The 11,462-nt window shown below is 30.3% G+C and carries 13 protein-coding genes; 6 read left to right on the top strand and 7 right to left on the bottom strand.

The window, feature by feature from the left end; all coding sequences use genetic code 11:
• Positions 1 to 266 precede the first annotated feature (266 nt).
• The 3 genes from AC3IPI_RS21815 to AC3IPI_RS21805 all read left to right on the top strand — a co-directional run bounded on the left by AC3IPI_RS21815 (position 267) and on the right by AC3IPI_RS21805 (position 3,062).
• On the top strand, positions 267 to 488 hold the full coding sequence (locus AC3IPI_RS21815) for a hypothetical protein (RefSeq protein ID WP_489155705.1): 222 nt from the start codon (positions 267 to 269) through the stop codon (positions 486 to 488).
• A gap of 118 nt (positions 489 to 606) precedes the next feature.
• Positions 607 to 1,179: a hypothetical protein gene (locus AC3IPI_RS21810; RefSeq protein ID WP_489155703.1), complete on the top strand. Its 573-nt coding sequence runs from the start codon at positions 607 to 609 to the stop codon at positions 1,177 to 1,179.
• Between the two features lie 44 nt (positions 1,180 to 1,223).
• Positions 1,224 to 3,062: a type VI secretion system baseplate subunit TssF gene (locus tag AC3IPI_RS21805; protein ID WP_489155701.1), complete on the top strand. Its 1,839-nt coding sequence runs from the start codon at positions 1,224 to 1,226 to the stop codon at positions 3,060 to 3,062.
• A gap of 70 nt (positions 3,063 to 3,132) precedes the next feature.
• On the opposite strand, the gene AC3IPI_RS21800 is transcribed toward AC3IPI_RS21805, so the two are convergent.
• From AC3IPI_RS21800 to murQ, 6 genes are all read right to left on the bottom strand, one after another.
• Positions 3,133 to 3,909: a TerC family protein gene (locus AC3IPI_RS21800; protein ID WP_039112712.1), complete on the bottom strand. Its 777-nt coding sequence runs from the start codon at positions 3,907 to 3,909 to the stop codon at positions 3,133 to 3,135.
• A gap of 44 nt (positions 3,910 to 3,953) precedes the next feature.
• A complete protein-coding gene (locus AC3IPI_RS21795) occupies positions 3,954 to 4,325 on the bottom strand; it encodes a hypothetical protein (RefSeq protein ID WP_039112713.1) in 372 nt (123 codons plus the stop codon).
• Positions 4,326 to 4,405: 80 nt separating this feature from the next.
• Positions 4,406 to 4,981: a DUF1572 domain-containing protein gene (locus AC3IPI_RS21790; RefSeq protein ID WP_489155698.1), complete on the bottom strand. Its 576-nt coding sequence runs from the start codon at positions 4,979 to 4,981 to the stop codon at positions 4,406 to 4,408.
• A 2-nt stretch (positions 4,982 to 4,983) separates the two neighbouring features.
• Complete coding sequence (locus AC3IPI_RS21785) at positions 4,984 to 5,556, bottom strand: pentapeptide repeat-containing protein (RefSeq protein WP_489155696.1); 573 nt, start codon at positions 5,554 to 5,556, stop codon at positions 4,984 to 4,986.
• A gap of 26 nt (positions 5,557 to 5,582) precedes the next feature.
• On the bottom strand, positions 5,583 to 5,804 hold the full coding sequence (locus AC3IPI_RS21780; RefSeq protein WP_039112716.1) for a DUF6095 family protein: 222 nt from the start codon (positions 5,802 to 5,804) through the stop codon (positions 5,583 to 5,585).
• A 135-nt stretch (positions 5,805 to 5,939) separates the two neighbouring features.
• Positions 5,940 to 6,755 carry an N-acetylmuramic acid 6-phosphate etherase gene (gene murQ, locus AC3IPI_RS21775; RefSeq protein ID WP_039118829.1) on the bottom strand — a complete coding sequence of 272 codons (816 nt, stop codon included), beginning with the start codon at positions 6,753 to 6,755 and terminating at the stop codon, positions 5,940 to 5,942.
• A gap of 178 nt (positions 6,756 to 6,933) precedes the next feature.
• On the opposite strand from murQ, the gene AC3IPI_RS21770 reads away from it, so the two are divergent.
• Together AC3IPI_RS21770 and AC3IPI_RS21765 are read left to right on the top strand one after the other, a co-directional pair.
• Positions 6,934 to 8,082, top strand: coding sequence for a helix-turn-helix domain-containing protein (locus AC3IPI_RS21770; RefSeq protein ID WP_489155693.1), 1,149 nt, complete (start codon positions 6,934 to 6,936; stop codon positions 8,080 to 8,082).
• 152 nt (positions 8,083 to 8,234) lie between these two features.
• Positions 8,235 to 10,619 (top strand): TonB-dependent receptor domain-containing protein, encoded by a 2,385-nt coding sequence (locus tag AC3IPI_RS21765; protein ID WP_489155691.1) that lies wholly within the window; start codon positions 8,235 to 8,237, stop codon positions 10,617 to 10,619.
• A 94-nt stretch (positions 10,620 to 10,713) separates the two neighbouring features.
• Here the strand turns inward: AC3IPI_RS21765 and AC3IPI_RS21760 are convergent, their stop codons facing one another.
• The gene (locus AC3IPI_RS21760) at positions 10,714 to 11,037 is read right to left on the bottom strand and encodes a hypothetical protein (protein WP_489155689.1); all 324 of its coding nucleotides are present in this window, start codon (positions 11,035 to 11,037) and stop codon (positions 10,714 to 10,716) included.
• A gap of 131 nt (positions 11,038 to 11,168) precedes the next feature.
• On the opposite strand from AC3IPI_RS21760, the gene AC3IPI_RS21755 reads away from it, so the two are divergent.
• A complete protein-coding gene (locus tag AC3IPI_RS21755; protein ID WP_323489153.1) occupies positions 11,169 to 11,387 on the top strand; it encodes a helix-turn-helix domain-containing protein in 219 nt (72 codons plus the stop codon).
• Positions 11,388 to 11,462 lie beyond the last annotated feature (75 nt).

Below are 11,462 nucleotides of genomic sequence, written 5' to 3'. Positions count from 1 at the left end.
TTTAACGATCACCGTTAGAATATTTCTTTTATTAGTAGTATTAATCAATTTGAGTTGTAACAAAATGAATAAAAATAATTTTGAAGTTTTTGGGAAGAATCATTATTGAAAGATTGTAAAATCAATGTATATAAGAGCGGTGAAGATTTACAAATGACAAAAACTTTATTGTTTAATGGGAATCAATATGAGGTTAAATCTTCTGAAATAGATATTAGATATATTATTTATGTGTCTTACTAAATATCATAGATTATGAAAATATATTGAAGGGAGAAGAAAATCAAATTAATCATTTCTATTTATATAAAAATAAGGATGTTGTATCTTTTAAATTTGTTGGTAATGCAGAAATTTTACAAGAAATGGAAGAAAGCCCGGAGCATATTTTAATTCCTATTGATGAATATCTGATACAGAAACAATTAGATGCTAAGGAATTAAAAAATAAAGAAAAGAGATTGTTTTTTGAATTTTATGGAAAATAATTCTATCATTATTAGTTTGTTTTGCATAAAATCAAGATGTAATAGTAAGATTAATTGTTTAAATAGATTTACTTTTAATTAATGAATGATTTAGAATTATGATAAGGAAAATTAAAGTATGGATAATAAGATAAAAATAAAGGTATTAGGTATTCTTTTATTTTCGTTAATGAATCAAAATGTATTTTGTCAACAGTTCAATAATAATACTATTTTATTATTCCAAAAAATGGATAGTGTTGTTGTATCTAATATATTTTATCGAGATAAAGAATTTAATGCGCCTTTAGCTATAAATAGTATTCCAGCTAAAAAAGACAGTATTACAGGAGAATTAACGCTACCGTATAATGACTTTAAAGAAGAAAAAGATACAATTTTTGCGCAATCAAAAAAAAGATTAACAAAGAGTCAGATTACTATATTAAATAATTTTTTGCAAAATAAAAAATCATTTAGCAAGAGTGGCATTGCATTGTTAGGTCATTATGATATTGAAATTAGTTATTATCAAAAAGGGATTGTATCTCAATTTGTAAGGATGTCATCAATAACAAATAAAATAACCCTTTATAGGGAAGGATGCAAAAGAGTTACTGATAAAAATAAGCAAGAAATAGATCCATGTTTATTTTATGGTAATGCGAGTAAGAATTTAAAAAAATATATTTTGCAATTAGCGGCAAAATAAAAGTAATAGTAAAATAAAAAATACGTTCCAAAAAAAATATAATAATGAGACAAGAACGAATAAAAGATAGAGTATTAAAAAGAGCAGCGAGATCATGGGGCTTTTCGGATGTAGAGATGGAAACATCATTTGATCCTGTTGTATCAATGATGCTAAATGCATTATCGTATGAACTTGAAAAAGTAGCTCATGAACTTGAAGATTCTAAAACTCGTGTGGTCGAAAGAGTTCTTGAAATTATGTTTCCAGAAGTTAGCGCCGGAGCCAAACCATCCAGGGCAATCATGCATGCTTTACCTATAGATAACAACATGAACGTTTCTTTGCTAAACCAAATGTCGGTAAGCAGGAGAATTCATAATATTTATAATCCGTTAGCACCAATTACTAAAGAGATAACGCTTTCGCCAACATTAGAGGTGAAATTAGCTTCTTGTGAGGTTAAGTACATTGCTTACGAAAGAAATTTATACGAAGTTTCGAATCTTTTTTACAAAGACTCAGTTCGCGATTATAAAAACTCACTACCTTCAGGAATAGTGTTTTTAGGAATAGAATTAAATAATACTAGCGTAGAAGAGCTAGAGGATTTAATGTTGTTTATAGATATTAAAAACACCCACCAAAAAGAAATGTTCCATTATTATTTAAAGCAAATGAAATGCTTTCATGATGATGAGGAAATTAAGGTAGAGGAGGGATATAATGTTCCTGTAAACAATCTAGATATCGAAAGTATCATAAACAGAAATTATACTCATCTTAGCGAGTTGATGCAAGAAGTAAATGAATTTTACTTTGATAATTTTTATACGCTAAAAGGTGCATTGAAACATAAGAACATAAGAGATTATGGCTCTGAGTATAGATGTTTTGATGAGGTAACAAACAATAATGATAATTCTGTTATTTGGATTAAAATGGTTTTTCCAGAGTCATTAATTCCTCAAATAATAGACAATGTATCTTTTACAGCAAATTGCTTTCCTGTAATAAATAAGAGACGACATATCATAAATAAAACACTTGGAGGTTTCTTGTCTTATGTATCCTTAGATACTGGTAATAATATATATCTTGATGTAGATACTGTAGTAGATCCATTTGATAACCATTATGAAATAAAAGAGTTTAAAGACGGAGTTATCGAAGAAGGAAATGCTGTATTACGTACAGGTGGAGTTTCTCGATTTGATTCCAGAACGGCTTCTGAATTACTTCAGAATGTTTTAGACTTATTAAAAGACGAGAGTTCATCGTTTTCGGGTTTAGGGAAAGATTTCATGAATAGTTCATTGGTCGAAATTAATCAACTATTGGCTTCGGTAGAACAACAGGCGAAAGAAAGTAGCTTTTCTAAAAATAATGATCCGTATTTAATGATTAAACCTAAAATTGATGAATCAGTAGGGAAATCATTTATAATAAGTTATTGGTCGACTTGTGCCGAAGAAGGAAATGATATTAAAGCAGGTACAGTCTTAGAGTCTAAAGAAGATTTGTTTTTTGTGAGTAAAGAAGCGGTATTAGTTACTAATACGGTTGGCGGAATGAATAAACAGAATAACAAAGACCGTATTCTGGCTTATCGTAATGCATTATTAACACGAGGACGAATTGTAACTTTTGCAGATATAAAAGCATTTGCTTTTAACCATTTTAAAAGTTGCATTACCGATGTTAAAATAGAAAAAGGAACGCGAAAAGAAATCTCTGTAAAAGCAGGTTTCAGTCGAACAGTAGATATTTATCTAAAAATTAATGCAGCCGAAAAAGAACATTTATCGGTAACTGAGTGGGATTATTTGTGTGAGAGTTTCATGAAGAATTTAAAAAACAGATCATCAAATGTATTCCCGTATCGATTATTTATCGAGGATTAATTTAGGAAACAAATTAATACAAAAAAGCGCTAAGATATCTTAGCGCTTTTTTTGTTATAAATTAAATCAGTTATGATTTCGATCTCTTTCTCATCTTCATATTAATAAACTCAACTGCTAATGAGAATGATATAGCAAAGTACAAGTAACCTTTTGGTACGGCCCCGATATGTTCTCCTATTAAAGAAGCATTAGATAAGTGCATACTTTCAGTAATAAGCATAAACCCAATTAAGATTAAAAAAGCAAGTCCTAAAATCTGAATAGAAGGGTTTGCATTTACAAAATTCCCAACAGGAACAGCAAACAACATCATAACTGCTACCGAAATAACAACGGCAGTAATCATAATTGTTAAAGCGCCAGTAACGCCATTTGTCATTCCTACTGCAGTTAAAATAGAATCTACAGAGAAAATTAAATCGATTAGTAAAATTTGTACAATTACATTCGAGAAGGATTGTTTTGCAACATCTTTTAATGTTTTTTCTTCATCGCCTTTATGGTCAACTTTTTCGCTTATTTCTTTGGTGCTTTTATAAATCAAGAATAATCCACCACCTAATAAAATCAAGGCTTGTCCGGTAAAATCGGCATTTAGCCAGCCCCATTTAATACTAAAAACTGTTGCTTTCATAGCAATTAAGTACGAAATACCCATTAGCAAAGCAATACGCATGAACATGGCTAAAAACAAACCAATTCTAGTTGCTTTTTTACGACTCTCAGGAGGTAATTTTCCTGTTACTATCGATATGAAAATAATATTGTCGATTCCTAAAATAATTTCAAGAAAAGTCAGTGTTAATAAGGCAACCCAAGCGTCAGGGTTTAAGAATACTTCCATTTAAAAAGGTGTTAATTAAGGGGTATTAGTATAAAAAATGTAATTTAATCTACTCGAACAACTTTTCCGCGTTGTTTCTGGGTAGAACCAACCATTCCGAACTCAAAAGTATAAGAATCTTTGGTTGTACTCAAAATTTTCATTCCGATAGCTTTCTCTTCTGCTTTGTTCTTTGGATGTTTCTTTTCCAGAACATATTCGCAATCACTTACCCAGCGAATTGTTGCCGTGTCGGTTTTTCCTTCAAAAGTTTCGATTTCAATATCATCTTTTCTTTCAAAAATAGTTGTTTTTTTTACTCCATCAACTTCGTATTCAAATTTGAATTTTCCAGTTTTAAAATCCTTGCAATTGTGTTCCGTATTATAACAAGATGCAACAATAAGTAATAAAGGGAGTAATAGTAATTTTTTCATAATATATAATTTGTTTATTTGAAGCTATTTACTTCGTCAGTTCGCTTCGCTCGAGCCCTGATTGTAATTTTAAAATAAAATTATTTCAACCGTTTCAGCTCATCATCGGTAAAGTTCTTAATTTCTTTTTCTTTAGCAAACTTTCCTGCATTGTAATTTTTAGATTCTTTTCTTGGAATCGATAGGCTTTCCCAGCTGCTGTTTTTTAATTGTTTGGCATAAAATACAATTTGACCAATATGATAAGGATAATGTGCTAATTGTCTGTTGATAGCTTCAATAACCGTATGGCCTTCATTTCGAATATAAATAATGTCTGAAAGTTGATTGGGTTGTAAATCATTTAGAGCGTCAAAAAGACATTTCCAACCTTTTTCCCAAGCTGTCATTATTTCTTCTTTAGATTGGAAATCATTTTCGAATTCTTCATCGCGATTGCGCCATTCTTTTTCGCCATCGGTTGTAAGGAAATCTGTCCAGCGCGAAAGCATATTGCCCGAAAGATGCTTTACAATAGTTGCTATACTATTTGTATCTTCATTTATTGTAACAAGAAGTTGCTCTGGCTCGAGTTGTGCGATTGCTTTTTCGCCCAGTGTTTTATAATATAAAAATTGTTTTTTTACACTTTCTAAATACGCTTCGGTTGCATTCATAATTATACAATTTTAATGTCATATTTATCTAAAAGACCTAAAATTCCCTCGGTCGAGAATTGAGCTTTTTTCATGGGATTAAATTCCGGATCAATTTTAAAATTATAAGCTGTTTTAAAATTAACACCTGCCAATTGTGTTTCGTTAAAAATTGCTCCTTCCAGATTGCAGTTATCAAAAACAGAACTGGTTAAATTAGTTCCTATAAAAGTAGTTTCTTTCATAGAGCAATTTACAAATTTAGTTTTTGGCATTTTTTTATTAGAAAATAAGGCATAGTCTAAAACCGATTCTTCAAAATATACCTGGAATAAGAAATCTTCACATTCATTAAATGCAATTCCTAGCAATTTACAGTTCTTAAATGTTACATTTTTTAAACTTGTATCTTTTAGACTAGTCATAGATAAATTGCAATCGATAAATTCGCAATCTAAAAAGGTATTGTAAGCAAAATTACTATTAGAGAAATCACAATTTTTAAATACACAATCCTCAAATTCGCGGTTGTTTATTTTTTTATCAATGTAGATAACCTTATCGAATGTTTTTTGAATATGAATTAAGCTATCCATTGGAGTTTTTGAGTTTTATTTAAATATTAGTCGTTAAAGAGCCCCCTCATGATTGTTTTTAAACCATAAAAGATTAAAAACATTCCCGCTAAACAGGCAATTATGCCAATAGCCAGAACTAAGTAATGCCAAACGTTTTGTTTGTTCATAAATGCATTGTAAATTACTGCAGGGCCAATAAATAATAGGGGCAAAGAACCCGATAAGTATTTAATTCCTTTTCCTATTAACTCTTTATTTGTTCCCATTTTTTTTATTCTTAAAAGTTTAAGGTTTGAAGTTTAAAGTTACGAGAACTAAAAAACTTCTATTTGTTGTTGCATGACAGATAGTATATCCTTGCAATATTTTTATTGAGACTAGTACCAGTAACTGTGACTGAATTACTGTGACTGAAAATTATCTACTGCATTTCTTACACTTCCATATTTGTGTAATAAATCAGATGCTTGCTCGTATGTAACAGGAATTTCTCCCATAATCATTTTTACTCCACGATCAATTAATTTGCTGTTGCTTAATTGCATATCCACCATTTTGTTACCTTTTACTTTCCCGAGTTTTATCATGGTTGCTGTCGAAATCATGTTAAGAACTAATTTTTGTGCAGTTCCAGCTTTCATTCGGGAGCTTCCTGTAACAAATTCTGGACCTACAACTACTTCTATAGGATATTGAGCTGTTTGTGAAAGCGGACTTTCGGCATTACAGGTTATGCAACCTGTGATTATGTTATTTTTATTGCAAATCTCTAAACCACCAATTACATAAGGTGTTGTTCCCGAAGCAGCAATTCCTATCACAACATCATTTTCGGAGATATTATGCGCTTGCAAATCTATCCAGGCTTGTTTGGGATTATCTTCGGCATTTTCTACCGCTTGACGAATGGCTTTATCTCCTCCGGCAATGATTCCGTTTACTAAAAATGCTGGAACGCCAAAAGTAGGAGGGCACTCGGATGCATCTAAGATTCCTAAACGACCAGATGTTCCTGCACCTATATAAAATAAACGTCCACCAAGTTTTAGTTTGGCTACGATTTGATCCACCAAAGCTTCTATTTGTGGAATTGCTTTTTCTACGGCATATGGAACTGTTTTGTCTTCCTGATTTATATTAATCATTAAGTCATGAACACTCATATTTTCCAGATGTTCATATTTTGAGGACTGTTCTGTAGTTTTTGTGAAGGTCATTTTTCGTATAATATCTTGTCCAAAATTAATCTTTTTTCTCGCGATTTCGAAATTTAGAACGTAAGAATTAAAAGATAAAAAAAAACTTTTTCTCTTTTAATTTTTATGCAACGATTGCTTTCTGAAATCTTATTAAAAGAACTAAAATATTATATTTGTTAAATAATCAAAAAAATAAATGAATATAGATAGCTTTTTGGGTGTTATGGGCTGGATGTCAGTTTTTGTTTCATTATTGCTGGCATTCTTTTTACTCACTGTGAAAACCCAAAATAAATCAGCAAACCGACTGTTTGTGGCATACTTACTGCTTTTTGCAATTGATAATTCTGGAATTTTTATTAATGAAGCTTTCGTTAAAGACCATCTTAATTTAGAATTTTTCAGATGGGCTAGTTGTGCTTTGATACTTCCTGCTTTTTATCTGTATATAGTATCAGTTTGCTTCACTGATTTTCGATTAAAAACCAAGCATATAATTCATGCCATTCCATTTATAATCATAAATGCTGTTTTCATACTCAGGATTTACTTTTTAAATGATGTAGATAAAATGCAGTTTTATAATCATCGTAGTGAAATGCCCGAATTTTACGGTTTCCAGTTAATGTTAGGTATGCAAATCGTATTGTATAGTATTGGTGTATTTTGGGTTTTAAAAAAGTATAGAGAAATATATCAGGAAAATTATACCAATCCTAAAACTTCTATTTTTAAATGGTTATTTCAAATATCAATTGTACTCTTTGTTTTGTATTATTTATCAATAGCTAAGAATTTTATAAGATATACCGATTTTAATTTACTGTGGATTTGGGCAAATGTAGTAATGCAATTTTTGGCTTTAGTAGTAACCTGCTGGTTTGTCTTAAAGGCTTTAAATTATCCCGAACTTTTTAGAGGAATTGATTCTAAATTGCAATTAGCAAGAGACATTATTCCTAAGCAAAACGAAAAGAGTGTTGAGATAAAAAATAATCAAAATGACTTAGTTACGAGTCAAATTTCGACATTGAAACAATATATGATTGAAAAAGAACCTTTTCTTCATCCGTCGCTCACGATTCAGGAACTCTCCAATCAAATCGATATTCCAGTTCGGGATTTATCGGTTTTGATTAATCATCATATGGATCAGCATTTTTTTGATTTTGTAAACGAATATCGCATCCAAAAAGCCATGAGTATTTTAAAGAATCCTTTAAAAAGTGATTTAACAGTTTTAGAAATTCTATACGAGGTAGGTTTTAATTCGAAATCTTCATTTAATACTTCTTTTAAAAAATATACTAATCTTACGCCTACAGCTTACCGAAACGCTTCGTAATTAGCGGTTTGTAAAAAGTCGTACTTCAAGCTTAATAAAGTCGAACTGATTTCCTAAAAAGAAATTGGTTCGACTTTTTTTGTCGGTCGCATATCGAAAATTTCTAAGGCAACTTTGCTTCAAATTAATCAAACAAGTTAAAACTAGAAATTATGAAAAAAGTTACCCTCCTTATTTTTATGCTATTGCCTCTCTTTTGTTTAGCACAAACATCCTTTAAATTAAATGGAAAAATTGCCGATGAAAAAACAGCAGTAGCCTGGACAGATGTCGTAATCTTAAATCAAGACGGAAAAATTATAAATGGAGCAACTACAAAAGAAGATGGTAGCTTTGAATTGAATTTGAATAAAGGGTCTTATAAAGTAAAAATTAGTTCACAAGGATATTCGGAATTTGATAAAGAAATTACGATTGAAAAAGATACCAATTTGGGTTTGATTATCTTAAAGGAAAATGTAACAAATTTGGGAGAAGTTGTCATTCAATCCAGAAAAAATACGATTGAGCAAAAAACAGATCGTTTGGTCTATAATCTTGAAAATAATGTAACAAACGTTGCTGGCGATGCTTTGAGTGCTATAAATACTGCACCAGGAGTTGCGGTGCAGAATGATGTTATTAATATATTAGGAAAGGGAGTTTCTCGTGTGATGATTGATGGAAGAATGATTGAATTAACTGGAGAAGAATTAAACGATTTCTTGAAATCTATCTCGGCAAGTGATATTAAGAATATCGAAATTATAAGTAATCCTTCATCAAAATATGAGGCGGAAGGTACTGGGGGATTGATTAATGTTGTTATGAAAAAAGGTGCTCGTGATTCTTGGAAAAACACAACAACAGCATCTTATGATCAAAATAAATATGGAATTTATACTTTAAGGAATAATTTCTTTTATAATAAAAATAAATTTAGGTTTTCGGCTAGTGTTAATGGAAAAACAGGTTATAAAAATATTAATGAAACTCTGGATATGTATTTTGTTGAAGGGCCTACGAAAATGGATGTGATAACAAAATTAAATGAGGAAAATGTATCTGGAAAGTTAGCTTTAGATTATGATTTTTCAGAAAAAATGACAATTGGTTTTCAATTTTTAAAAGATAAAAGCAATCCGGATTTTGACTCGGATATTAGAATTAATAAATACAATTCTCAAAATGTATTGGATAATTATATAATCAATGAGAGCTTTTTAGACAGGAAATCCGGCAATCAAACGTATAATTTACATTTGATTACAAAACTGGATTCTCTCAACAGAAAATTATCATTTGATGTTGATTACTTTGATTATAATTCAAAATTTGATAGAGATTTTATAGCAAACAATTATTCATCAGATGAAACCTTTATCGATGTAGATCAATCAGGACGTAATCTTTCGAATCAGGATATTGATAATTTAAGCTTTAAGGCTGATATGGAACATCCGCTTAAAGCCGTAAACTTATCTTATGGGGCGAAAGTAAGTTTTACAAAAAGCAATAGCGATGTCATTTTCTTTAATACGATTACTGGAACTCCAGAATTAGATATAAACCAAACAAACCAATTTAAATACACCGAAAACAATCAGGCGGTTTATATTAGTGCAGATAAAAAAATCAATGAAAAATGGAATTTTCAAGCAGGATTGCGATTAGAAAATACGCAAACAAATGGTTTTTCGGAAAACCTGAATCAGGAAACGATAAACAATTATCTTAAGTTATTTCCAACGTTTTATGCTTCTTATAATAAAAATGAAAACAACAGTTTTAGTTTAAACTACGGAAGAAGAATCCGCAGGCCGAGTTTTTCTTTATTGAATCCGTTTCGAGTTTATATTAGTAGTAATAGTTATTCTGAAGGAAATCCGTTTTTGAAACCTTCTTTTAGTGACAATTTTGAATTTTCTCATTCGTATAAAAAAATATTGCGAACTAGTGTTTTCTTAAATGCGATTACGGATGGTTATGGTGTGATATTTACTGCAAACCCTGAAACATTTACTCAAGTTGTATCGAGAGAAAATTATTTTAAAGGCATTAATTATGGAGTTGGAGAAACGTATTCGGCTAGTTTTACAGATTGGTGGCAGAGCGAGAACTCTTTATATTTTTTAGGATCTGATATTAAATTTACAAAAGATATTAATGCAACACCTGTAAATAGTCTTCAAGTCGATTTTTCGACAAATAATACATTTTCATTGAGCAAAGCGACTAAATTGCAAATAAATTTTAACTATACTTCGCCTTACAAAAGCGGTTTGTATGAAACTGGGTATACGTCTAGTCTGAATATTGGTTTTAAACAAGATTTGTTAAACAAAACAATGCAGATTGCCTTTTTGGTAAATGATATTTTTAATACATCTTATCTAAAAGATGATGTTTCGATTGTGAATGGCGTAAAACAAGTTTATAGCCAAAATGAAAGCAACCGATTTGCTCGTTTATCTGTAGTTTATAATTTCGGAAACAAAAAGATTAATGTTAATCAACGTGATTTTGGAAATGAAGATGAGAAGAAGAGAGCTAATTAGATAATTTGTCAATTAGATAATTCTGGAATTTACTGTTCTGTTAAAAAATAATCTTTTATTTATGATGTAGTATCCTAACAAGTTTTTCAACCTGTTAGGTTTGTTCATTAATGCTTTGAGGATTTACAGTAAGCATTTGATTAATTTCATCTAGTATCTCAAATTCATCAGCAGGAAACATTTCTAACACCATTTCTAAAACGAGCGCCACATTAATAGGTGAGTTTTTAATGGTATCCGAAGTTTTATGTGCTTCGTGATCCAGCGCAACAATGCATAACTTCAGGGTTTCGGTAATAACACAACCAAGTTCAGAATAATTTGACAGTTTAATTTGAGCCGTATAAGTACCTGTTTTATCCGGAGATGGTTTTAAGGTGTTGAAATATCGCATAGTTAGTTCTCTAAGATTTTCCATTTTTTAGTTTTATTTATTTTTATTTTGATGTTTTTTCTTTCAAAATCAAATGTACGAAAAATTCTAAATAACATATGATAGTATGTTAAAAAGAATAAATAAAAAACGCAAATTGTCTCAAATTAAAAAAAGTGGATAAATCAGATGAATTAAAGCGTTTAGGTGCTCGAATTAAAGAGCTTAGAAATGCCAAAGGATTGACACAAAATAAATTGGGATTACTGATACTTAAAGATCAGCAATCTATACATAAGGTTGAAGCAGGTGAATTCAATCCTACATATTTATATTTACTTGCACTGGCTAAAGGTTTAGGAATATCAGTAAAAGAATTGCTTGATTTTGAATAAAACTGATAAGATGGATTTACAATCCGTGCTTGTAAACAATATAAAAGACTTTTCTACTTCTTAGCTTTTTACATT

The sequence above is a fragment of the Flavobacterium sp. GL_143 genome, from assembly GCF_057834355.1.
This window is presented reverse-complemented; position numbering and strand designations above follow the sequence as displayed.